We start from the raw sequence: 21745 nt of genomic DNA on the forward strand, positions 1-21745 counted from the left end.
CTCGCTCTCCTCAATAGTCTGCGACGGGCCAGCCATCGGCACCCCAGCGCACCGGGGCGATCCGCAGCGTCGGCGCGCCGTTCTTCTCGCGATCATAGGCGTGATAGACGACGTAATCGCGCCCGTCCTTGTCGTGGAGCCAGCCGGCATGGCCGGGGCCGCGAAACCGCTGCTGTTCCTGGAGATCGGCGCGCAGGAAGATCGTCCCGCCGCCTTCCATCAGCGCGCTGCCATCCTTGCCGAGATAGGGCCCGGTGATCTTCGCCGAGCGGCCGACGACCGTGTAATAGGTGCTGTTCACGCCCTTGCAGCAATAATCATAGGACACGAACAGATAATAGAATCCGCCATGCGGCACGATGAACGGCGCCTCCACCGGGGCTGGACCGCCGGCGGGCGCGGGACGCCGGGCGATGGCGTACGGCTTGGCCTTGGCGTCTGCCAGCTTGCCGGTCTTCGGATCGAGCGCAAAGAGCTTGATGCCGGTCCAAAAGCTGCCGAGCGCCAGCCAGTGCCGCCCTTCGGTGTCGATCACGAGGTTCGGATCGATTGCGTTGAAATCGTCCGACGGCATGGACTGCACCACCAGACCCTCGTCACGCCACTGGAAAGCGGGCGAACTGGGGTCGAGCGTGGCGTTGGTCGCCAGGCCGATCGCCGAGCGGTTCGAGCCGAAGGTGGAAACGGAGTAATAGAGCCGCCAGCGGCCGTTCACGAAATGAATGTCGGGTGCCCACAGCCCGCCCGTGCCCGGCACCGCCTGGGGTGCCCATGCCGGCAGACTGGTGAACACGGGGGCGCCCGCCGTCCAGTGCACCAGATCTTTCGACGACCTGGTTTCCACCAGCCGTTTGCCGTGGCCGGTGGAGAAGACGTAATAGGTATCGCCTTCGCGCGCGATCACCGGATCGTGCGTCGGCGCAAGATCGCCGGTGAGCCGCGCATTGAGCGTGGTGGCGGGCGCCGCCGCCACTTGCGCCTGCACGGGTGCCGCCAGCGTCAGGGTCGCGGCGGCTAACATCAGGGCCGAGTTTCGCATCATGGCTCTCCGGAACGGGTGGCGAGGGGAAAGCGGCGCCCGCGCTACGGGTGCCCAGGCGCCGCGCTTGGCCTTATTGCAGTTCGAGCACCACCACCGACTTGGCCGGCAGGGTGACGCGCAGCGTACCGCCCTGCACCTGGGCATCGCCAAACGGCGCCGGCTTCACCGTTTCCGGCGCGTCGAAGCTGTTGTGCGCGTTGATCGCCGGCGCGGTAAGCACCCGGCCCGACACGCCGGTGGCGGTGACCCCGTTCAGCGTCACCGTCACCGTATTCGCCCGGTTGGGATCGAGGTTGGAAAGGCCGATATGCACGCGACCGTCCTTGCCGCGCACCGCCGATCCGCTGACGCCCGGCATCACGAACGGCCCCTGGTGATACCAGGGCGCGTTGACCGTCATAGGCAGCAGCTTGGCGTCCTGCCACGGCTTGTACATCTCGAACACGTGATAGGTCGGCGTCAGCACCATCTTGCTGCCGTCGGTCAGGATCATCGCCTGGAGCACGTTCACCATCTGCGCGATGGCGCTCATGCGGACACGATCGGCATGCTTGGCGAAGATGTCGAGATGGATCGATGCGATCAGCGCGTCCCGCAGCGTGTTCTGCTGACGCAGGAAGCCGGGGTGGCTGCCGGGATCCTGCGCATACCAGGCGCCCCATTCATCGACCGCAAGGAACACGCGCTTCTGCGGATCATATTTGTCCATGATCGCACTGTGCTTGGTGATCAGCTCGTCCATGCGCCACGCGCCCGCCAGCGCGTCGGCCCAGCCGGTCTCGTCGAAATTGACGGGATCCGCCTTGGGGGGCCAGCCCCCCTGCGGCAGCGTGTAATAGTGCAGCGACAGCGCATCGAGCAGCGGCGCCGCCTCGCGCATCATCGTCTCGGTCCAGCGATAATCGTCGACATTGGCGCCGGCGGCGATCTTCAGGATCTTGGTGCCGGCGGGCGCCTTGACGAAGGTGGCGAAGCGGCGCGTCTCGTCGGCGGCGAATTCCGGCCGCATGTTGCCGCCGCATCCCCACAGCTCGTTGCCGATGCCGAAATAGGGTACTGCCCAGGGCGCCTTGTGGCCATTGCGGGCGCGTTCGTCGGCCAGCGAGCCGGCCGGCGCGGTCATATACTCGACCCATTCCGCCATTTCGCGTGCCGTGCCGTTGCCGACGTTGCCGGCGACATAGGCTTCGGCGTTCACCTGCCGCAGCAGCTCGAAGAATTCGTGCGTGCCGACTTCGTTCGGCTCGGTTACCCCGCCCCAGTGGGTGTTGATCTTCACCGGCCGCTGCTTCTGCGGGCCGATGCCCTCGCGCCAGTGATATTCGTCGGCGAAGCAGCCGCCCGGCCAGCGGATCACCGGCACGGCGAGGTTGCGCAGCGCCGCGACGACATCGTTGCGGAAGCCGTTGGTATTGGGGATCTTGGAGGTCTTGCCGACCCACAGCCCGCCATAGATGCCGTTGCCGAGATGCTCGGCAAACTGCGTGAAGATGCGCCGATCATAGGTGGGCGCCGCCGGATCGGCCTTTACTTCCGCCGTCGCGGTGCCTGCAGCAGGCGCAAGTGCGGTTTGGGCGGTGGCCGCCAGCGGCGTGCTCGACAAGAGCAGGGCAAGCGCCGATCGGCGTAGCGTGCGGAACATCGTACCTCTCCCAAAATCGCCGGTCTCGCCGGCACGCGATTCAATCATGAAAGGCGTCCACCGTCTCGCGGCGGCCGCGCAGAAAGGCATCGGCGACCAGCCGCAGCGGCGCAGTGTCCACGTCGCGCGCACGGCTTTGCACCAGCGCGGCGAAGCGCGCATAGAGCCCGGCATATTCGACATCGTCATGCGCCTGCACGCCCTCCGGCGTAGTCAGCACCGCGCCGCCTTTCTCGAGCGTCAGCGTGCCGCCATCGGTTTCGATGGCGATGTCCCAGCGCTGCGGGCCGGTCTGGCGCCAGTCCAGGTCCATGTGCACCGGGGTGCCGTCGCCGGTCTGGAAGCGCAGATCGGCCGCGATCGGCGCGGCGCGGTTGGCGGGCAGCGCAAGCGTCGCTTCCTGCAGAAAGAAGGGCGGCAGGAGGTGCGTGGCGATCGACAGCGCGTTGATGCCGGGATCGAACACGCCGAGACCGCCCGGTTGCCAGATCCAGTCCTGCCCCGGATGCCAGACGCGCACATCCTCGCGCCAAACAATCGAGGCGCGGGTGATCCTGCGCCCGTCAAGCCAGTGCAGCGCCGGCGCAACGCCGCCGGCGTAGCGCGAGTGCCAGCTGGCGAACAAGGTAACTCCGGCCGCTTCCGCCTGCTGGTCGAGCAACGCCACTTCTGCCAGCGTTGCCCCGGGGGGCTTTTCCAGAAACACGTGCTTGCCCGCCGCCATCGCCTCGACAACGAGCGCATAACGGACCTGCGGCGGCGTGCAGAGCGACACCGCGTCGATCGCGACATCCGCGGCGAGCAACGCTGCCAGCGTGCGGAAATGCGGCAGCCCGTCCACCGTCTCGTCGCGCGAGCTGACGGTGGCGGCCAGCTGGAACGCGGCGTTCGCGGCGATCGACGGCAGATGCTGGTCGTGTGCGATCTTGCCAAGGCCCACGATCGCGATCCGGATCGGCGCCGGCATCAGAGCGCCTTCACCACGACCCGCCGCTCCGCTTCGCGCGCGAGCGGGTTGCGCAGCGGCAGCGTGAACGGATGCGCTTCGATCTCGAACACGTCGCCTTCCTCCGTGCGGATGCCGTCGCTGAACGACAGCGTGGCGGTGCCGAAGAAATGCACATGGATGTCGCCGGGCCGCCGGAACTGTGCGTATTTGAAATGATGATGCTCGAGATTGGCGAGGCTGTGCGACATATGGTCCTCGCCCGAGAGGAACGGCTTTTCCCATAGCGTGGCGCCGTCCCGCACGATCCGGCTGACCCCGCGCACGTCGCTGGGCGGCGCGCCGACCAGCAGTTCCGGCCCGAGCGACGCCTGGCGCAGCTTCGAATGGGCCAGCCACAGATAGTTATGGCGTTCGGTGACATGGTCGCTGAACTCGTTGGCGAGGCACAGGCCCAGGCGGTGCGGCGTGCCATCGGGCCCGATCAGATAGATGCCGGCCAGTTCGGGTTCCTCGCCGCCATCCTGGGCGAAGGCAGGCATCGTCAACGGCGCGCCCGGACCGACGAGCTGCGAACCGTCGCCCTTGTAGAACCATTCGGGCTGCTGGCCGACGATGCCCGGGGCGGGTTTGCCGCCGTCAATCCCTTCCAGGAACATGCGCATGGAATCGGTGGGCTTTTCGGCCGCAGCCGCATCGCGATGCATCTTGTCGCGCCCCTCCGCCGAGCCGAGATGAGTGAGCCCGGTGCCCGCCATCACCAGATGCGCCGGATCGTCATGCCCGATCGGCGCAATAAACCGCCCGGCTACGAATTCGGCCTGCAGGTCAATCGCAGCACCTTCGCCCGCCGCTGCCACTTCCTGGGCGAGACCCTGCCCGGCGGCAATTGCGCGCATTGCCAGATCGCGCACGCTGGCCACCCCGGGAACGACGGCCGCGCGGCTTCCCTGGGCAGCAATCACGCGAACGATTCCGTCGGCATCCCGATGCTGCATTAGGCGTAAGCTCATCCTGTTTCCTCATGCTCGACGAACCCGCCAAGGGTCTCGCCCTGCCCGTTTACTCGGACATATTTGGCTTCGCACGAACAGGCAACTGCTTGTTCGTGCGCTTATCAATCGCTTTATGGTCTGACACAAAACGTCGACACTCGGACAAATAGCAGTCCTGCCGGCCGGCTATTGTGCGACGGGCCACCCGTCTGTCGTCCAGGACAGGCGCTGGATCTGTAGGGTCGGCAGCCCGTTCCGCTGCGTATCGTATGCATGGTACACGATGTAGTCGCCGTCGCTCTGCTGCAGGATCGATGCGCCGCCGCGGCCGACGAAACGCCCGCCCTCGCCCTGACCGTTGGTTAGCACGACCGAGCCGCCGCCCTGCAGCATCGCCCGACCCTCGCGGTCGGCATACGGCCCTTCCGGCGACGACGCCCGGCCGACCACCGTGTTGTAGGTGCTGGCGGCGCCCTGGCAGCAGGTGTCGAACGACACGAAGAGATAGTAGAAATTGCCGCGTCGGATGATATGCGGCGCCTCCACAGCGCCCGGAAAGGGCCGCTGCGCTAGCGCGCGTGGAGCGGCGTCGCCGGCCAGCCGCATGCCGGTGGCGGCATCGATCCGGATCAGTTTGATCCCCGTCCAGAAGCTGCCGAACACGAGCCAGGCGCGACCATCGGCATCGGTGAAGGCCATCGGATCGATCGCGTTGAAGTCATCGCTCGTCTGCGACTGGATCACCGGCCCCTGATCGACCCAGTTGGCGGCGGGAGCCACGGGATCGATCCTGGTCGCGGTCGCCAGGCCGATCGCCGACTGGTTCCTGCCGAAGGTAGAGATGGAGTAATAGAGGCGATACTGGTTGCCGACCTTCGAAATGTCGGGCGCCCACATGCCGGTAGAACCCGGGACTGCGGTGCGCGTCCAGGCCGGCAGCGCGGCATAGCTGCCGCCGTGCCAGGTCCAGTTGCGTAGATCGGTGGAGGTGCGCAGGGCCAGCAGCCCTTCTACATCGCCGGCATTGCCGGTGGTGAACAGATAATAGGTATCGCCGTCCTTCAGAATGCCCGGATCGTGCGCCGCGCTGATGTTGCCGCTGAGCACGATCGCTCCTGTGGGGCCGGGGGACGGCGTCGGCGACGGCGTGGGCGTGGGGCTGGGCGTTGGCGACGGGGTCGGGCTGGGCACCACGACCACCGACGAAGCGGGCGTGCCGCCGCCCCCGCCACAAGCGGAGGCGAGCAGCAGCAACGCAAGCGAAGAGATACGCTTCACGGGCAATTCCTTGCAGATGAAAAACGGGCGGACCGTTGGGTCCGCCCGCCTGAAGGTCAGTTGAAGCTGTAGCGTGCCCCGATCGCGAACGTGCGGGGGATCAGCACCGTGCCGAGGTTGAAGCGATCCTGGTCGCCCACCTCGCCGAAGCGATAATATTCCTGCTGCTTGGTGCGCGTCAGGTTCACCGCATCGAAGGTCAGGCCCAGGCGATCGGTGATCCGCGCGGTCAGCTGGAAGTCCAGCGTCGCTTCCGCCCGGCGCCACACACCCAACGGGTTGGCGAACAGCCGCGCCTCGTTCCGCACCTGCCATGCGTTGCGATACACATAGGAAAGGCGCGCGCCGATCGGCCCGTTATCATAAGCCAGCGTGGCGTTGTACGAGAGGTCCGACACGCCGAAGAAGCTCGACTGCTGCTCGCCGGTCTGCTGCCCGGCATTGTTGTAGATCGGCACATTCTGGCTCGAGTCCAGAAGCGTGAGGCTGCCCTGGAAGCCGAGGCCGTTCAGCACCGACGGGAAGTAGGTCGGGAAATAGGTCAGCCCGACTTCCAGCCCCTTCAGCACGCCGTTGGAGGCGTTGGCCGGCCGGCTGATCACGAAATTGTTGGTCGCGCCGGCGACGATGCCGTTGTTCGGAATGATTTCCAGCTGGCTGATCGGCACCACCAGCCCTTCGATGTCGCGGCGGAAGCCGGTGACGGTGAGCGCGCTGTTGCGGCCGAAATACCATTCCAGCGCAACGTCATAGTTCTTCGACGTGGTCGGCTGGAGGTTGGCGGTGCCCGCCGATCCGGTGCCGAAGCCGACGCCGGTCAGATCGCCGGTGAGCGAGAAATTGGGATTGATGCTGCCGAAGCCCGGCCGCCGCAGCGTTTCGCCATAGTTGAAGCGGGCACGCAGATTGGGCGTGATCTCGTAGCGCGCGGTGAAGCTGGGCAGGAACCGGTCCGAACCCGGCGACGCGCGCGACACGGCGTTGTTGCGGAAGCGATCGACGAACACCGCGTCGGTATCCACCGCCACGAAGCGCACGCCGCCCTGCAGGTTGAGCGGACGCCCGAAAATCATCAGCTGCCCATCCGCCTGAACATAGGCGGCGGTCGTCTTCTCATCGACGTCGAACACGCGGGTTAGCGTCAGCTGGTCGGAGGTCTTCAGGCCGTACAGGCGACGGATCTCGTCGGCATTGTCGTAGATGTAGTAGCCGTTGACGTTCACCCAGCTCGTCGGCACGTCGGCGCGCCCCTTGAAGAAGTCCGAATTGGTGAAGGTCGATCCGGCCGGGAGGCTGGCGAGCGGCCGTCGCAGGGCGGCGGCATCGGCGGTGCGGAGATCGCTCGAGGCGCGGCGGGCATCATAGCGGAACCCGGCCTTGATCTGGCGCAGGAAGCCCTCGTCCCAGCCATAATGGCCGTCGAGCATTGCGGTGAAGGCGCTGCCCTTGTCGCGATTCTCGTTGTCGTAGAGTTCGCCGACATTCCACACCCGGGCGTCGGTGAGCAGCGCGTCATTGTCGAAATGATAGGACGGAATGCCGCCGCCCGCGTTGAAATCGGTGGTGATGCGGCTGGCTACGCGATCGGTGCGCATGGCGAAGAACGCCGTCTTGTTCCTGCTGGTCTGATAGGCGAGGTCGGCGACGATGCCGCCGCGGCTGCCGAGATCCCATTTGCCGTTCAGGGCATAGACGAAGCTGTCGGTCTGGCTGCGGTTATAGTCGCCGCTGTTGAAGCCATAGACGTCGTTCGCGACGCGCGACTTCACGATGTTCGTGCCTTCGTACAGCGTCGGCGCCTGCGGATTGGCCCAGAAATCGACGAAGCTGAACTGCAGGCTGTTATAGGTCTCCCCACGGAAGCCCGCATAGAAGACTTCGGCGGTGTAGACCGAGCTGCTGTTGGGCGACCATTGCAGCGCGGCGTTGGCCGACGGGCGCTCGCGCTTGCCGTACAGGTCGGAGCTGAACACCGCGTCGCGCGCCAGCCAATAGGGCGTGGCGACGCCGTTGACGTTGATCGTCGCGCCGGGGGCGGTGGAAAGGCCGGTTTCGGTGCCGACTTCCCAGTTGCCCAGGCCCGGCGTGTTGATGAACTGCCCGGTCGTGGGGTTGCGCGGCGCCGGGAAGATCCGCTGGAAGCCGGTAAGCCCCGTGCCGGCGGGCGGGGTGAGCGTCGCGAACGGCACGAAGGCGCCCGCCGTGGTCGACATCGTCCGGAATTTCTGGCGGGTATAGCTGCCGTTCACGAGCAGGCCGACTTCGCCGATCCCGGTCTGCCAGCGATCGCTGAGCAGCAGCGCGACGTTCGGATTGAACTTGTCCGCTTCCTGATCATAGATGCCGCGCACCAGGCCCGACACGGCAAAGCCCTTGAAATCGAACGGACGGCGCGTGACCACATCGACCTGGCCGGCAAGCCCGGTCTCGATCTGGTCGGCGGCACGCGTCTTGTACACGTCGACGCGCTTGATCAGGTTCGCCGACACATCCTGCAGCGCAAAGGACTGGCCGGCGGCGGTGAAGATGTTGCGGCCGTTCAGCGTGGTCAGCGCGTCGGGCAGGCCGCGAATCTGGATGCCGCCCGCCTCTGCCTGGCCGCGATCGGTGACCTGGACGCCGGTGACGCGCTGCAGCGCCTCGATCACGTTGTTGTCGGGCAATTTGCCGACGTCCTCGGCCACGACCGAGTCGACGATCTGCACCGATTCGCGGCGGCGATTGATGGCACCGACGATCGACGCGCGGACGCCGGTGACGACGATCTCGTCGTTCACCTGGTCCTGCGCCGTTGCGTCGGCAACGCCGGATTCCTGCGGCGCGGCGACGGAAACGCTCGATTCCGCCTGCGCCTGAGCTTGGCCGCCGGCGACCATCGACGCTACGGAAACGGACGTCAGGAAAAGCAATTTCGATACCATCGGTATCCTCCCCATCGACTGTAGGTTCATCGCAAGGCGCTCTGTCGTCGCCGATTACTCAGACTTTTACTACCACCAAAGTCGTAGGGTGCAAGCCATCCCAGCTCAAAAGATGCACAGTGAGTGCAGCATTTGCCGCAAACTGTGGCATTCTCGGCACGGAATTGATCGCTGATCGCGCGTCCTGGACCCGCACTCCTGCGAGACAGCGCTGAAGCCGTCTGGTTGTGGTTGATTAATCAGAGTAATGAACGACAGATGGTTTTGCCGGTTATATCAAGTGGTAGCGATGCCGATCCATTCGCCACTGCGTCGACCCCGCGAAGCAGCGCTGTTCCGGTCAGGTCGGGGATGCGTCCGGACCAGCCCACTCCGGTATCCAGCGCGAGGCTCGCGCACCGGTGGGCGGAGACGGCGGCACGCCTCGTCGCGCGCTTGCGCACGCGCCAATGCGCATTCTGGCGCTATCCGCCCGCGCTTAGAGCCGGACGAACAGCGTGGCGCTGAGGATGTGGTTGACCCGGTCCTGCCCCCGGCGGGCGATGCGCTGGTTCAGATAGCCGGGCTCGAGCCGCGCGCGCGGCAGCACCGGGAAACCGGCGCCGACGAAGTTGCGCCACTGGTCGACGCCGTCGCGGATGCCCCAGCGTGTGGCGTTGAGGTTGAAGAAGCCTTCGCTGAACGCGACCAGCTGCACGCCACCGGCGCCTTTCACCGGCACCTGCAGCCGGACGAACTGGCGGAGGCGCCAGCTGGTGCCTCCGCGTCCTTCCACCATGCGCTGTTCCAGCCGCGTGCGGCTGATCACCAGCGGTGCCCCATTGGCGAGGCGTAACGGCGCGAACTGGATCTGCTGCCATGGGCGATGCTCGCGGCTGACCCCGCCATTCGCCGGATCGGTGCGGACATAGGCATAGCCAGCCACCGCGTGCGCATCGCGTCCGATCCGGGCGCCGATCGCCGGGCGCAGGATGAACTGACTGCCGCCGCCGACGTCGTCGGTGGCGCGCGCCTGACCTTCCAGCCAGAGGAACAGATCGCCGCGGACCGGGCCGGACGCGATCACGCCGGCCCATGCCTGCGCGTCTTCCTCGGCAAGCGCCGGTGTCGCCGCAAGCGACAGGGCCAGGCCGCCCAGCAGCGCAAGCCGGGCACGCATCATCAGAAAAATCATCACCGGATCGCTCCAAGGCTGTACAAGGCGAGGCCGGCGGCCGATGTCGCCAGAAGGGTGGTGATGACGCCGGCGCGCGTCATGAAAACCGCGTAGCCCGCACCCAGCGCCAGGACGAGCGCCGCCGGATCGATGCTGGTCAGCACGGGCGTATCGAAGCGCAGCGGACCCCAGGCGACGGAGGTCGTCACGCGGAACAGCGTATGCAGCCCGAACCAGACCGCGAGGTTCAGCACGACGCCCACAACGGCCGCGGTGATCGCCGACAGTGCGCCCGCGACGGCGGCATTGCCGCGCAGCCGCTCAATGAAGGGCGCGCCCAAGAAGATCCAGAGGAAGCAGGGCACGAACGTCACCCAGGTCGCGAGCAGGCCGCCCAACGTACCCGCCAGCAGCGGCGACAGTCCGCCGGGATCGCGGAAGGCCCCCAGAAAGCCGACGAACTGCAGCACCATGATCAGCGGCCCCGGCGTCGTCTCCGCCATGCCGAGCCCGTCCAGCATCTCCTTGGGGGTGAGCCAGCCATAGTCCTCCACCGCCTGCTGCGCGACATAGGCAAGCACGGCATAGGCACCACCGAAAGTGACCGTCGCCATGGTCGAGAAAAAGGTAGCGATGCGGCTGAACACGTCATCGGGGCCCAGCGCGAGCAGCAGCAGCGCGACCGGGACGAGCCAGAGCGCAAGCCATAGCAGCGCGGTCCGCAGCGTTTCGCGCCAGCTCGGCTTGGCGTGCGCCGGCAGTTCCTCGCCCAGCAGCGTTTCGGCATCGGCGACGGTCGCGCCCTTCGACGCGCCGTGGCCGCCGCCGCGGAACGCCGTGCCGCCCGCCCGCGCCGACCACCAGCCGATCAGCCCGGCGCCGAGCACGATCAGCGGAAACGGCACGCCGACGAAGAAGAGAAGCAGAAAGGCCGCCGCCGCCAACACGCGCGCGGGGGTCGTCTTCAGCGCGCGACCGCCGATACGCACCACCGCCTGGAGCACAACCGCCAGCACGGCGGCCTTGAGCCCGAAGAACAGCGCCGACACTGCGCCGACACGACCATAGAGTACATAGATCCAGCTCAACGCCATGATCGCGACCGCGCCCGGCAGCACGAACAGCCCCCCAGCGACGATGCCGCCGCGCGTGCGGTGCATCAGCCAGCCGATATAGGTGGCGAGCTGCTGCGCCTCCGGACCCGGCAGCAACATGCAATAATTGAGCGCATGCAGGAAACGCTGCTCGCCGATCCATCGCTTCTCTTCGACGAGAATGCGATGCATCACCGCGATCTGGCCCGCCGGACCGCCGAACGACAGCGCGGCGATGCGAAGCCATACCCAGAAAGCCTGGCGGAGCGAGACCGGCTGCGGCCGGCCCGCGCCCTGGGCACCGCCGGGCACCGCCATCATGCCGGCACCTTGCCGCGAGTGGGCAGATGGGAGGACCAGTCGTGCTTCTCCCCCTGTGCGTCGCGGCACCAGCGATACAGCGCGTCGTAGACTGCCGTCCCCGCTTCGAGCTGCGCGTGATCATCGCTGTGGAGGCGCGAGAGGCCGAGCGAGATGGCCAGCAATCCTGCCGCCTCGGGCACGATGTCCAGCCGATCGGTGTCGGCCCCGCGCACGATTTCCGCCAGCCGGGCCAGCGGCGCGTGCGTCGCCAGGCCGAACGCTTCCACCATAACATCGAAGGTGCAGCGCTCGCCGCGATGGCTACAGAAGACGCCCTCGCCCGTAATGTCGAACGGCTCTGCCCGCTGCTCGACCGCGACCGTCAGCACCGCCGCCGGCGCGACGAACAGGAAGCGCGCATCGGGATCGACAAAGCGTCGGATCAGCCACGGGCAGGCGATGCGATCGACCTTCGGCCGCGCGCGCGTGACCCACCAGCTGCGGCCGTCCGGATGGCGCGGCGGCAGATGGGCAAGCGAGACCGTCGGCAGCCCCGCCGCCGCCCATGCCTCGAATCCACCTTCCAGCACCTCCGCCGCCACGCCCTCACTGCGCAGTATCGCCGCGGCGGCGATAGCCGATCCGCCGCCTGCCGCATCGACGATCACCGCGGCCAGCCCTGCCGGATGGTTCCATTGTGCCGGGCTGGGGTGTGGCGGGAAAACCGATCCCGGAATGGCATGCGCAGGGGTTCCGCGCAGATCGATGATGCGCGGGGCACCGGGCGATCCGACCAGGCGAGCGAGTTTATCCGGCGTGATGGCGTTCGAAGCAGGCATGCCGCGTCCCTTGTGCGTGTTCTTGCTGGACGCGATTCTCTGGCTGACGCCTCGTGGGGAGATCGCCATCCCCATATCGCTAAACAGCCATGATCTCCGGAGCTTGTCAATCGTCGTTGCCGCCGGGATCATGGCCGACTGACGAAATCGATAAATCAAATCAAGTCGCGAAACTGCGGGAAATCCCCTGCATTTCAATATGATGCCTAACTATCATTTCTGCTTCCGCACCCCCAACAACATCGATCATCTGAGCGAGCAGCACGATCTGCCGGATCTTCGCCGGGCGCTGATTGCTGCGCACCAGGTGGGCCGCACGCTGCTGCACAACCAAGTGCGTCGCGCACCGATCGCACTACATGGCACCCTCGACATCGAAGACGAAGATCATCAGCCCGTGGCGCGGATTCTGCTCGCCGATCTCGTCCGGCAGATCTCCTGATGGCGCCGTGCGAGCTGCCCCGGCCCGTACCGGAACCCGCCCCTGTCGCCGCACCGGCAGACGTGCCTTACCCGGGCACGATCCGCCTCCGGGTCGACGCACGCGATGTCGAACGGCGAATCTTCCAGGTGCACGAGACGATTCCCGTTTCGGGGCCGGGAGAATGCACTCTGCTCTTCCCGCAATGGCTGCCCGGCTATCACGCGCCCCAGGCGCCGATCGAGCTGTTCGCCGGCCTCGCCATCGAGGGCGGCGGCAAGGATTTGCGCTGGCAGCGCCATCCGGTGAACGTCCACGCCTTTCGCGTCGACGTGCCGGAAGGCGTCGACGGGATCGAAATCCGGTTCCAGTTCCTCTCGCCCACCGATCCGGCGCAGGGCCGCGTGGTGGTGAGCCCCGACCTGCTGATGCTGCAATGGAACACCGTGGTGCTCTATCCGGCAGGCTATTTCGCCCGGCGGATCGAAGTGGCAGCCAGCCTGCGCCTGCCCGACGGCTGGCACCATGGCTGCGCGATCGAGGGCACCTGCCACGACGCCTGCGTACGCTTTCCACCGGTGCCACTGGACGTGCTGGTCGATTCGCCAGTGCTTGCCGGGCGCCATTTCCGCCGCGTTCCGCTGGACGACGGGGGCCAGGTGCATCTGGCTATGGCAGGCGAGAGCCGTGACCAGATTGCCGCAACGCCCGAACAGATCGCGCCACACCGCGCGCTGATACGCGAGGCGGACTTGCTGTTCGGGACGCGACCATTCGACCGGTATGAAGTGCTGTTCGCGCTGAGCGACACGATCGACAGCATCGGCGTGGAGCATCATCGCTCCTGCGAGGCGGCGACGCTGCCCGGTTATTTCACCGCGTGGGACGACAGCTTCTCGCGCCGCGACACAATTCCCCACGAATTCGTCCATAGCTGGAACGGCAAGCACCGGCGCGGCGCCGATTCCTGGACCCCGAGCTTTGATCGCCCGATCGGCAACAGCCTGATGTGGGTGTATGAGGGGCAGACCCAATATTGGGATCGCGTGCTTTGCGCGCGTTCGGGCCTGTGGGCACCGGAGCATGCGCTGGGCGCGCTCGCGCTGACGGCCGCCACCCATGCGGTCCGCGCCGGCAGCCGCTGGCGGCCGATGAGCGACACCACGCGCGATCCGATCATCGCAGCACGCGCGCCGCTGCCCTGGCCAAGCTGGCAGCGCAGCGAAGATTATTATTCGGAAGGCGCGCTCGTTTGGCTCGATGTGGACACGCGCATCCGCGAATGCAGCGGCGAGGCCCGCTCGCTGGACGATTTCGCGCGCACCTTCTTCGGAGGCGATGCTGAAGGCGACTGGGACACGCGGACCTATGTGTTCGAGGATGTCGTCGCCGCGCTGGAGCAGCTGGCGCCGTTCGACTGGCACAGCTTCTTCGTCCCCAAGGTGGACGGCAAGCACGAAGGCGCGCCGCTCGCCGGCATCGAGCGTGGTGGCTATCGGCTAGTCTATCGCACCGAACCCAGCGCCTATTGGGCGAACATGGAACGGATCGCGGGCAATTTGAACCTGTCCTTCTCGCTGGGGTTCACGGTGGGAGAGGACGGGGTGCTGCGCGAGGTCCTGTGGGAAGGCCCCGCCTTCGCCGCGGGGCTTACCGCCGGATCGGCGCTGGTCGAGGTAGCGGGCGAGCCTTTCTCGCCGGAAGTCCTGCGCCACGCGGTCGCGGCGGCGCGGGGGCCGCTGGAACTGCTGGTACGCACCGGCAAGCGAGAGCGGCGAGTCACGATCGCCGATTGCCCGGGCCACCGATACCCGCATCTGGCGCCGCTAGACCTGCCGGCGCGCAGACTGGACGCGATATTGCGGCCAAGGCGCGTAGGGTAAGCCGAGCGGTTCGTTGTCGACATGCGCATCCGTCCACGGCTAGCCCGTTCGCTTAGGCGGTAAAGAGCGTGACGGCCCCAGGCACGGCGAGAGCGAGATCGGTGGGTTCGAGCGTACCGTCGCTGCGCAGGCGGAAGCCCGTCACGGTGCCGCTTTCTTCATGAGCCACGAACATCCACCGCTCCGCCTCGCAAAGCAGGAAGAAGCGCGGCGACCTGCCTCCGCTCGGCAGATGCTGGCGCAGCGACAGTTGCGCGCCGTCGAACGCGAAGCTCGCCACGCTGTCATGGCCGCGGTTGGTGACATAGACGCGGTCGCCGGCCGCATTGAGGCCGATATGGCCGCCAAGGCTCTCGCCGGCATAGCTGCCGGGAAGCGTCGAGAGGCACTGTCGCGGCCGGAGCAGCGGACCGTCGACGTCGAACAACGTCAGCGTGCTCGCCAATTCACTAACCAGGAACGCGAACGCGCCGCTCGGGTGAAACACCAGGTGGCGCGGGCCGCTGCCCGGCGGTGCCGCGAAGGCGCACCGCGCCTCGCCGCCGCCCGCGGCGAGGCTGGTCGCGGTGATCTGATCGGTGCCGAGGTCAACATGGTGGAGCCAGTCCCGGGCGGGACCGAAGACGACGCAGTGCGCATGCGGCCCCTCTTGCCGGTCCGCATTCGGGCCGCTGCCGATGTTGATGCGAAGATCGGGCGCGCCGATGGGGAGGCCGGTGGCCGGGTCGAGCGCGAATAGAGCGGCGGTGCCGCTGCCATAGTTTGCCACCGCCAACCGGGTCTCCCCCGGATCGAGCGCGACATAGCATGGCTCAGTGCCGCCGGTCGCGAAGCGCGCGATCTGCTTCCAGCCGCGATCATGCCGGTAAACGCCGATGGCTCCGCCCTGCTCGTCCACCAGATATTGGTGCCCATGTCGGCTGGACCGGACACCGAAAGAGGCATTCTGCGCACCTTCGAACGGAGCGCCGACCTGCCACAGACCGGATCCGGCGCGCAGCAACGGGTACAGCCCGCAGCCACCCCTGGACGCATAGCTGCCCGCCCAAAGCGTTGCCGTGTAGCCGGCCGCACCGATCATTCGATGGTGATCGCCACGAACACGGCGCCCGTCTCGTGCTTTGCCCGGGCAGTGTCGAACGCTTCGTTGATCCGGTCGGGCGGAAAGCGGTGCGTGATCAGCTTCTTCACATCGAGCCGACCCTGGGCGACCAAATCGAGCACCATTCCCTGTTCACGGTAGATATCGTGCATCGCGAAACTGGCGCTGGGCAGGATCTGGATCTCGCTCATCTGGATGCGCTGCCATTCGAGCGGGATCGTCGTCTCGCCTTCGTCGAACCCGCCGACGATCACCACCTTGCCGCTCCGGCGCACCATCTTGGTCGCCTGGGGCAGCGTCTGACAATCGCCCATACCGGATCACCCGCCGCCAGTACCTCCACCGAGAGATCGGCGATGTCGAAGGTCGCGAGCGGCGCATCCCGAAACTGCGCCAGCGCGTCGCGCAATGCGACCAGGATAGGACTGACAGCCTCGGCCGGTGGTTGGATCGTCAGCGTCGCCAATTCGGAACCTCTTTCAGCCTGCTACGCCCGCCCGCATCTGCATGGGGCACCCAGCCCGCCGAACCGCGGTTCGGCCGCCAAGTTCCTGCTTTTCTGGCCGGAAATACCCAGGTTAAGAGGATTTCGGCTGCGGTACGAACCCATGTTACCCGCCGCTGCGACCCCTGCTTCCAGCCCAGAGCGCACCGGCAAGGCCGCCCGCCGCGATTCCGACAAGGACGAAGGGCAACACGCCGTAGAGCGAAGTCTCGACCCCAAAGAGGATGAACAAGACAAGGCCGAGAATGAACCCGCCAAGGGCGCCGACAATGAGCGCCGCTGCGCCCCTACCGCCCATCTTCTGCCGGTTCCGATCCATGACATTCCCCTGTGCGCGTATGTAGATGCGGATGGCGGGTCACACCGACAGCGCCGTGGCGCAGCCGGCGAGAAGCGGAGAGCGCGTGACGAGCAGCGCACCCGCGCGGTACAGGCGCTGCTCGGCTCCGGGATCCGCCAGCGATACCGCGATCATCCGGCCGCGCGGATCGAGCCAAGCAAGCCGCACGTCTGCCGCGATCGCGATGTTCAGCGCCGCGCCCGCCGACGTTCCAGGGCCGAAGAACACCAGGGCTGTGCGCGCATCGGGCGCGGGACGCGCCGCAAGGCCGCCACCCAGCAGCGCCAGCGCAGCGAGGAACAACGATGCCGCGCCCGCGCCGCGCGGAGACCGAGCGGGCGCGCGCAGCAGCCACCACCCGATTCCCAGCGGGACAAGGCCTAGCGCCGCCAGCCATGCAACGTCGTACACCAGCGGATCGGGCACGTTCACGCGGATCCGGTGGATGCCGAGGATCCAGTGGAAGAAGCCGACGTCCACGATGTTCCACAGCCCAAATCCGACAAGGCCGCCACCCGCCACGGCGCGCCATCCGCCCGCCTCCGGTGCGAGCCGATCCCGGCGGCGCCAGAACAGCCACAAGCCGGTGGCCGTGACCAGATACATCAGGACGTGGAACAGGCCGTCGGCCAGGACCTGTGTGCCGATGTCGTGAAATGGCGCGCCCGGCACCAGGCTGAGCAGATGATGCCATTGCAGCACCTGGTGCAGCAGAATGCCGTCGAAAAAGCCGCTAAGCCCGACACCCACGATCATCGCGGGCAGGACCATGCCGCCCGCACGTCGCTGCGAGGCAGCGGGCCTGCTCATCCGTGCATGCGGGCGGTATTCACGCCCACGCCGTGGCGATAGACCATCGTCCACCCCATCCAGCCGGTCACGTGGATCGCCACGAACACGATCGTGGACAGGATCAGGCCGCTGGTCGGCACCGGCTCGGCCGCGCCGTAGCGCAGCAGAAAATTGACGATCGAGAGCAGGAGGATGACCGTGTTGCCGATCATGTGAATATGCGCGGCGCGCAGGCTGCGAATCTCGCGGCTGCCGAAATAGTCGATGAAGCCGAACACGCCGGCCAGCGCGGCAAACACGATGCCGGCGCCCAGCGCATATAGCGCGACGGTCGCGAGCAGCGTTTCGCCCGTGAAGGTGTAGAGCGCGTCGCACACGAAGGTGATGACGAGCAGCGTAATCGGGAGCGCCACCGTCATCGGGTGGATCGGGCGTCCGGCGATCTTGGCGGTGCTTTGCGGGGTTCTACCTGTATTCACGTGGTCTCTCCTCCGGAATCGCTGAAGGGCGGAAGCTCCGAGGCTGGCCCGAAGAAGGCGCTATCCGCTTGGCAGCGCATGCGCGCACACCTTCCGAATGCGCTGGGATCGCATCCGTTGCGCCGTTCAACATGGATCAGCGAAATAGTGCGGAGGCAGCGGCACGCCCCCAGTCGCTTCGGATGCGTTCGTGGAGGCCAAACTCCTTCACCTGCCGTCACCGCAGCGAACGCATGGATGACCGAGGGGCCGCGGTACATCGATGCAGCGTGGCATAAACCAAGCTCAGGACATGGTGCCCGCGGCAATCGACCTCAGCCAGCGCTATGGCGAGCTCGACCTTCCCATCATCGTGATGGCGGGCGAGGGATATCTGGTCGCGCACCTGGCCCCGCATACCGAGCGCTTTGCGCGCGAGCTTCGCGAGGTGGAGCTCCGCAAGGTGCCGGCGCAGGGCCATCTGTTCCACTATGCGTGCCGACACAGGTAGTCGAGGCGATCGTGGAGGTCGACAAGCCCGCCGGCTAACGGTACGCCCGCGGCTTACCGGGGCCTCTCTTTCGCCGCACCGCTCTGGACTCTTGCGCAGACGGCGCGATCGAACGCGTTCGATGGCCGTGCGCGTTCGCAGATGCTGGCGGCCTGCTGCTCCGGGATCATGTCCAGCGGCTCGATGCTGCTGTCCCGGCGCGCAATCACGGCGTCGAGCCGGAAGAGATAGCCGTCCCATCCGCGCTTGTCGGAAAGGCCCGCCAGCGATGCCATCGCCTGGACGCGCAGCGCTTCGGCCTCGCGGAACGCGCCCATTTCGCGGGCTGCATTGGCGGCGCGGGCTTGCAGCAAGGCGCGGTCCTGCGGGGCGACCGCAGGGCCCAAGCGCTGCACCTCCCGCACCAGTAGCGCCTGATAGCGCCGCCGCCGGGCGTCCTCCGCCCGGCTCGGCGCCTTCTCCGCCGCATCCGGAGAAACCTGCCAGATTGCGGAGAGCAGCAGCCCGAGGCTTTCGCGCCTTGGCCGCCCGAGCTTCGTCGACAGCCAATAGGCGCGGTAATAGCTCGTCTCCGCACCGATCAACTGCCTGTACGCGGGCGTGGCGATCGCCTGCGCCAGCGCCGCCGTTTCCTGCGTCGAGAATTTCCCGAAAACGATGAGCTTGTTGCTCGGGCACTCCGGCAACGGAAAGGGGAAGGGCAGATAGCTATAGGGCTTTCCATCCGGCCGCTCGCCATAGGTGCTGTACATGGCGGGCTGCCAGGCGGAGAAGCGCTCGCCGCCCACCGGGCAGGTCATTTCCGCCGGGCCGCCGTGCAACGGTGGCAGCGCGGGGCGGGCGCTCTCAGGAGCAGGCTGCGAGGATTGCAGCAGCAACGCGAGCAAGAACAATCTTGGTCTCCCGATCGATAGCGCCCGCCGATCCTATGGGCCCCGCGCGGGCGCAGCAAGAACCGCACCCGAAGGCATGGCGTTACGCGAAGTCGCCCAGGTCTTCGGCGTCGTCCGGCAGATCGTGCCGCTCCGGTGGGTCGGACGGGGGGGCAAGCGGATCGGTGGACATGTCGCCGGGATCGGGTTCGTTGCCGGGAATGCGGGTCGGATTCATGCGCGTCTCCTTTGCGTTGCAACCCGAACGCACGAACCGGCGAAACGGCAAAGCGGAGCCCCCCCCGGCCGGCACCTCAGAATCGCAGGGTCAGCGTCCCGTTGGTCGGCACCGCCGCCCATTGCGCAGTCAGCGATTCGAGCGTGCGGCGGATCGCGTCGACATCCGCGCGGGTGATCGCGGCGACGCCATGCCCCCGCGCCTCGCACGCATGGGCATAGGTGGCGATCAGGTCGTCGGCGGGAACGCGCCCGCCCCACATCTCCGCCTGGAATGTCTCGACGAGGCGCTCGATCGCGGCTTCGCTGTCGCCGCCGTTCGTCCCGAAATCCGCCGCCTGCCCCGCCTGCACGAGCGAAAGGAAGCCGCGGTGCCCGAGCACGCTTTCGACGGCATAATGGATCATGTCGTGCGGGAGGATGCCCTGCTTCGGACAGGCGATCGTTTCCGGGGCCGCATCGCCCCGCCGAATGGAGAGTTCGTCGAACTTGCCCGCGCGCTTGGTGAAGGTCAGTTCCATGACGCGAGCGTATCATTGCCCCGGCCTGCACGACAACCTCTCGCGCTGGCCGCGGCACGCTGCGCGCGCTCGCGTCGGCGCGGGTCGCTTCAGTCGAAAGGAACGTGCAGGATGGTGGGCGTGCATCGCGGATCGTGCCATTGCGGGGGCGTCCGCTTCACGGTGCGGTCCGATCCGGTCGAACGGACGACCTGCGACTGTTCGCTGTGCGTCAAGCGCAACGCGGTGATGGTGAAGGTGCCCGAAGCCGCGCTCAGCATCGATGCGGGGGAGGATCTGCTGGCGACCTATCAGTGGAACAGCCGGCGCGCGCAGCATCATTTCTGCCGCCACTGCGGCATCTATGTCTTCCACCGCAAGCGCGCCGCGCCGGACCATTTCGGCGTAAACCTCTTCTGCCTCGACGAGTTCGACGGCGAAGCGCTGCCGCTGCGCGCGACCGAGGGTGTCGGGATGACGCTGGTCTGCGACGATCCGCGCGCCGAATGGCCGGGCCCGCGGGTGGCGGGCGACTGACGGCGTTAAGCGGATGTCCACTGACCTGTGGTACAGGTTGAGGCTGCCGACGAAACTATTGTCTGGTCGTAGGATCGGGCAAAACTGCTGCTGGATGAAAGCTTTGGCAGGGATACCCCGTACTTCCGCGCCGCAGGCGGCATCGCTATAGAGAAACAGCGCTCGAGACGGGCACCAGCTGCTGCGTCGTCCCGGTCTTCAAACCCCATGAAAGAAGCAATGTGACCAACGCGATCCTCGTCCTTCTGGTAGAAGACGAACCGATGCTGCTGATCAACGCGCAGGACGTGCTCGAGGATGGCGGCTTCGAGGTGATCGATGCGACCAACGGCGCGGACGCGCTGCGCATCCTGGACAGCGATATCGAACGCATTGTCGGGCTGGTGACCGATGTGCGGCTGGGCGCGGGCGCCAGCGGCTGGGACGTTGCGCGCCATGCCCGCGAATTGAAGCCTTCGCTGCCCGTCGTCTACATGACGGCGGAGAGCGGCGAGGACTGGGCGGCGCAGGGCGTGCCGAAGAGCGTGCTGGTGCAGAAGCCCTATGCGCCCGCGCAGCTGCTGACCGCGATCTCCACGCTGCTCAACGAGGCGGGCGGCAGCTTCTGAAACGGCTGGTCACGTAACCGGTTTGCCGCCTATCTGTCACGAAAGGGTATAAGACAGGTTATAGCGGCCACGCTATGGAGGGGAAGCAGAACGCGATCGGCCATGGCGTGCTGGGCACGAGCTGGGCGCGCCTGCGCGATCAGATCGCACGCATGACGCGGCGCGACGATGCCGAGGATCTGCTGCACGACGCCTGGCTGCGCCTGGCCGAACGCCAGACCGTCGCCGAAAATCCCGCAGCGCTGCTTGCCCGCGCGGCCGCCAATCGCGGGCTCGACGCCTATCGCCGCGAACGGCGCATCGGCATTCCCGCCTCGATCGAACGGGCCTGCGACCTGGTGGCGGATGGCACGCCACTGCAGGACGAAGCGCTGATCGCGCGCCACCGGCTGGAGCGGCTGCGCGGCGGCGTGGCGCAGCTCAGCCCCCGCACCCGCGAGATTTTCTTGATGCACCGGCTGGAGGGCCGTAAATATCGCGAAATCGCCGACGAACTCGGCATCAGCCAGAGCGCCGTCGAGAAGCACATCGCTCGCGCGATGCTGCAGCTGACGGACTGGATGGAGAATTGGTAAGGTGACGTTCCGCGGCAAGCCGGACGAGGTGAACCGGCAGGCGGCGGACTGGCTGGCGCGGCTGCATGCAGACGATCGCGCCCAGGAAGACGATGCGGCCTTTCGCGCGTGGCTGGGCGCCGATCCGGGCCATGGCGCCGCGTTCGAGCGCGCTTCCGCCGTGTGGGACTGGACCGGCGGCCTGAAGG

24 protein-coding genes are annotated in these 21745 nt (G+C 66.8%); 7 read left to right on the forward strand and 17 right to left on the reverse strand.

What is annotated here, in order from left to right; translation table 11 throughout:
• Window positions 1-10: 10 nt before the first annotated feature.
• From B215_RS0107165 to B215_RS0107210, 9 genes are all read right to left on the reverse strand, one after another.
• Window positions 11-1021 (reverse strand): arabinan endo-1,5-alpha-L-arabinosidase, encoded by a 1011-nt coding sequence (locus B215_RS0107165; protein WP_236704531.1) that lies wholly within the window; start codon window positions 1019-1021, stop codon window positions 11-13.
• 91 nt (window positions 1022-1112) lie between these two features.
• The gene (locus B215_RS0107170; RefSeq protein ID WP_026009043.1) at window positions 1113-2684 is read right to left on the reverse strand and encodes an alpha-N-arabinofuranosidase; all 1572 of its coding nucleotides are present in this window, start codon (window positions 2682-2684) and stop codon (window positions 1113-1115) included.
• A 40-nt stretch (window positions 2685-2724) separates the two neighbouring features.
• A complete protein-coding gene (locus tag B215_RS0107175) occupies window positions 2725-3651 on the reverse strand; it encodes a Gfo/Idh/MocA family protein (RefSeq protein WP_019368964.1) in 927 nt (308 codons plus the stop codon).
• The gene (araD1, locus tag B215_RS0107180) at window positions 3651-4643 is read right to left on the reverse strand and encodes an AraD1 family protein (protein ID WP_026009044.1); all 993 of its coding nucleotides are present in this window, start codon (window positions 4641-4643) and stop codon (window positions 3651-3653) included. Before araD1 ends, B215_RS0107175 begins: the two co-directional genes overlap by 1 nt.
• Window positions 4644-4811: 168 nt before the next feature.
• Window positions 4812-5903 carry an arabinan endo-1,5-alpha-L-arabinosidase gene (locus B215_RS0107185; RefSeq protein ID WP_082664499.1) on the reverse strand — a complete coding sequence of 364 codons (1092 nt, stop codon included), beginning with the start codon at window positions 5901-5903 and terminating at the stop codon, window positions 4812-4814.
• 56 nt (window positions 5904-5959) lie between these two features.
• The gene (locus B215_RS0107195; protein WP_026009045.1) at window positions 5960-8824 is read right to left on the reverse strand and encodes a TonB-dependent receptor; all 2865 of its coding nucleotides are present in this window, start codon (window positions 8822-8824) and stop codon (window positions 5960-5962) included.
• 478 nt (window positions 8825-9302) lie between these two features.
• Window positions 9303-9998: a DUF2490 domain-containing protein gene (locus tag B215_RS0107200; protein ID WP_019368969.1), complete on the reverse strand. Its 696-nt coding sequence runs from the start codon at window positions 9996-9998 to the stop codon at window positions 9303-9305.
• A complete protein-coding gene (gene chrA / locus B215_RS0107205; RefSeq protein WP_019368970.1) occupies window positions 9998-11392 on the reverse strand; it encodes a chromate efflux transporter in 1395 nt (464 codons plus the stop codon). Before chrA ends, B215_RS0107200 begins: the two co-directional genes overlap by 1 nt.
• Window positions 11392-12216, reverse strand: coding sequence for a chromate resistance protein ChrB domain-containing protein (locus B215_RS0107210; protein WP_019368971.1), 825 nt, complete (start codon window positions 12214-12216; stop codon window positions 11392-11394). Before B215_RS0107210 ends, chrA begins: the two co-directional genes overlap by 1 nt.
• A gap of 202 nt (window positions 12217-12418) precedes the next feature.
• On the opposite strand from B215_RS0107210, the gene B215_RS0107220 reads away from it, so the two are divergent.
• Window positions 12419-12658, forward strand: coding sequence for a DUF6894 family protein (locus B215_RS0107220; RefSeq protein ID WP_162839605.1), 240 nt, complete (start codon window positions 12419-12421; stop codon window positions 12656-12658).
• A gap of 62 nt (window positions 12659-12720) precedes the next feature.
• Window positions 12721-14520 (forward strand): M61 family metallopeptidase, encoded by a 1800-nt coding sequence (locus tag B215_RS0107225; RefSeq protein WP_236704530.1) that lies wholly within the window; start codon window positions 12721-12723, stop codon window positions 14518-14520.
• A gap of 52 nt (window positions 14521-14572) precedes the next feature.
• Here B215_RS0107225 and B215_RS19725 read toward each other — a convergent pair whose 3' ends face one another.
• The 5 genes from B215_RS19725 to B215_RS19740 all read right to left on the reverse strand — a co-directional run bounded on the left by B215_RS19725 (window position 14573) and on the right by B215_RS19740 (window position 17738).
• Window positions 14573-15601 carry a lactonase family protein gene (locus B215_RS19725; protein ID WP_019368975.1) on the reverse strand — a complete coding sequence of 343 codons (1029 nt, stop codon included), beginning with the start codon at window positions 15599-15601 and terminating at the stop codon, window positions 14573-14575.
• Window positions 15598-15936: a hypothetical protein gene (locus B215_RS19730; RefSeq protein WP_019368976.1), complete on the reverse strand. Its 339-nt coding sequence runs from the start codon at window positions 15934-15936 to the stop codon at window positions 15598-15600. Before B215_RS19730 ends, B215_RS19725 begins: the two co-directional genes overlap by 4 nt.
• A gap of 297 nt (window positions 15937-16233) precedes the next feature.
• Window positions 16234-16446 (reverse strand): hypothetical protein, encoded by a 213-nt coding sequence (locus B215_RS21785; protein WP_019368977.1) that lies wholly within the window; start codon window positions 16444-16446, stop codon window positions 16234-16236.
• Window positions 16447-16485: 39 nt separating this feature from the next.
• Window positions 16486-17277: a DUF2243 domain-containing protein gene (locus tag B215_RS19735; RefSeq protein ID WP_019368978.1), complete on the reverse strand. Its 792-nt coding sequence runs from the start codon at window positions 17275-17277 to the stop codon at window positions 16486-16488.
• Entirely contained in the window at window positions 17274-17738 is a 465-nt protein-coding gene (locus B215_RS19740; RefSeq protein WP_037513281.1) for a DUF2231 domain-containing protein, read from the reverse strand. Before B215_RS19740 ends, B215_RS19735 begins: the two co-directional genes overlap by 4 nt.
• 262 nt (window positions 17739-18000) lie before the next feature.
• On the opposite strand from B215_RS19740, the gene B215_RS0107255 reads away from it, so the two are divergent.
• Window positions 18001-18228 carry a hypothetical protein gene (locus tag B215_RS0107255; protein ID WP_156804361.1) on the forward strand — a complete coding sequence of 76 codons (228 nt, stop codon included), beginning with the start codon at window positions 18001-18003 and terminating at the stop codon, window positions 18226-18228.
• A gap of 53 nt (window positions 18229-18281) precedes the next feature.
• Here the strand turns inward: B215_RS0107255 and B215_RS0107260 are convergent, their stop codons facing one another.
• From B215_RS0107260 to B215_RS0107270, 3 genes are all read right to left on the reverse strand, one after another.
• Entirely contained in the window at window positions 18282-19121 is an 840-nt protein-coding gene (locus tag B215_RS0107260) for a hypothetical protein (protein WP_152997919.1), read from the reverse strand.
• A gap of 82 nt (window positions 19122-19203) precedes the next feature.
• Window positions 19204-19338 (reverse strand): hypothetical protein, encoded by a 135-nt coding sequence (locus B215_RS21985; protein ID WP_269083846.1) that lies wholly within the window; start codon window positions 19336-19338, stop codon window positions 19204-19206.
• A 76-nt stretch (window positions 19339-19414) separates the two neighbouring features.
• Complete coding sequence (locus tag B215_RS0107270) at window positions 19415-19858, reverse strand: hypothetical protein (protein WP_019368983.1); 444 nt, start codon at window positions 19856-19858, stop codon at window positions 19415-19417.
• Between the two features lie 111 nt (window positions 19859-19969).
• On the opposite strand from B215_RS0107270, the gene B215_RS19750 reads away from it, so the two are divergent.
• From B215_RS19750 to B215_RS0107290, 4 genes are all read left to right on the forward strand, one after another.
• Window positions 19970-20374 carry a GFA family protein gene (locus tag B215_RS19750; RefSeq protein ID WP_019368984.1) on the forward strand — a complete coding sequence of 135 codons (405 nt, stop codon included), beginning with the start codon at window positions 19970-19972 and terminating at the stop codon, window positions 20372-20374.
• A 221-nt stretch (window positions 20375-20595) separates the two neighbouring features.
• Window positions 20596-20982 carry a response regulator gene (locus tag B215_RS0107280; RefSeq protein ID WP_019368985.1) on the forward strand — a complete coding sequence of 129 codons (387 nt, stop codon included), beginning with the start codon at window positions 20596-20598 and terminating at the stop codon, window positions 20980-20982.
• A 74-nt stretch (window positions 20983-21056) separates the two neighbouring features.
• Complete coding sequence (locus tag B215_RS0107285) at window positions 21057-21557, forward strand: RNA polymerase sigma factor (protein WP_019368986.1); 501 nt, start codon at window positions 21057-21059, stop codon at window positions 21555-21557.
• Between the two features lies 1 nt (window position 21558).
• A partial coding sequence (locus tag B215_RS0107290) for a FecR/PupR family sigma factor regulator (RefSeq protein WP_026009049.1) occupies window positions 21559-21745 on the forward strand: 187 nt, incomplete at its 3' end.

This window comes from Sphingomonas sp. ATCC 31555, from assembly GCF_000282895.1.
Taxonomy (GTDB): Bacteria; Pseudomonadota; Alphaproteobacteria; order Sphingomonadales; family Sphingomonadaceae; genus Sphingomonas.

Coding starts and splice junctions, on each gene's coding strand:
- B215_RS0107170 (WP_026009043.1), bottom strand. CDS start 2,684: ATGTTCCGCACGCTACGCCGATCGGCGCTTGCCCTGCTCTTGTCGAGC.
- araD1 (WP_026009044.1), bottom strand. CDS start 4,643: ATGAGCTTACGCCTAATGCAGCATCGGGATGCCGACGGAATCGTTCGC.
- B215_RS0107220 (WP_162839605.1), top strand. CDS start 12,419: ATGCCTAACTATCATTTCTGCTTCCGCACCCCCAACAACATCGATCAT.
- B215_RS21785 (WP_019368977.1), bottom strand. CDS start 16,446: ATGGATCGGAACCGGCAGAAGATGGGCGGTAGGGGCGCAGCGGCGCTC.
- B215_RS21985 (WP_269083846.1), bottom strand. CDS start 19,338: ATGAATCCGACCCGCATTCCCGGCAACGAACCCGATCCCGGCGACATG.
- B215_RS0107195 (WP_026009045.1), bottom strand. CDS start 8,824: ATGGTATCGAAATTGCTTTTCCTGACGTCCGTTTCCGTAGCGTCGATG.
- B215_RS0107165 (WP_236704531.1), bottom strand. CDS start 1,021: ATGTTAGCCGCCGCGACCCTGACGCTGGCGGCACCCGTGCAGGCGCAA.
- B215_RS19735 (WP_019368978.1), bottom strand. CDS start 17,277: ATGAGCAGGCCCGCTGCCTCGCAGCGACGTGCGGGCGGCATGGTCCTG.
- B215_RS0107175 (WP_019368964.1), bottom strand. CDS start 3,651: ATGCCGGCGCCGATCCGGATCGCGATCGTGGGCCTTGGCAAGATCGCA.
- B215_RS0107210 (WP_019368971.1), bottom strand. CDS start 12,216: ATGCCTGCTTCGAACGCCATCACGCCGGATAAACTCGCTCGCCTGGTC.
- B215_RS0107270 (WP_019368983.1), bottom strand. CDS start 19,858: ATGGAACTGACCTTCACCAAGCGCGCGGGCAAGTTCGACGAACTCTCC.
- B215_RS19730 (WP_019368976.1), bottom strand. CDS start 15,936: ATGGGCGATTGTCAGACGCTGCCCCAGGCGACCAAGATGGTGCGCCGG.
- B215_RS19750 (WP_019368984.1), top strand. CDS start 19,970: ATGGTGGGCGTGCATCGCGGATCGTGCCATTGCGGGGGCGTCCGCTTC.
- chrA (WP_019368970.1), bottom strand. CDS start 11,392: ATGGCGGTGCCCGGCGGTGCCCAGGGCGCGGGCCGGCCGCAGCCGGTC.
- B215_RS0107200 (WP_019368969.1), bottom strand. CDS start 9,998: ATGATTTTTCTGATGATGCGTGCCCGGCTTGCGCTGCTGGGCGGCCTG.
- B215_RS0107255 (WP_156804361.1), top strand. CDS start 18,001: ATGCAGCGTGGCATAAACCAAGCTCAGGACATGGTGCCCGCGGCAATC.
- B215_RS19725 (WP_019368975.1), bottom strand. CDS start 15,601: ATGATCGGTGCGGCCGGCTACACGGCAACGCTTTGGGCGGGCAGCTAT.
- B215_RS0107285 (WP_019368986.1), top strand. CDS start 21,057: ATGGAGGGGAAGCAGAACGCGATCGGCCATGGCGTGCTGGGCACGAGC.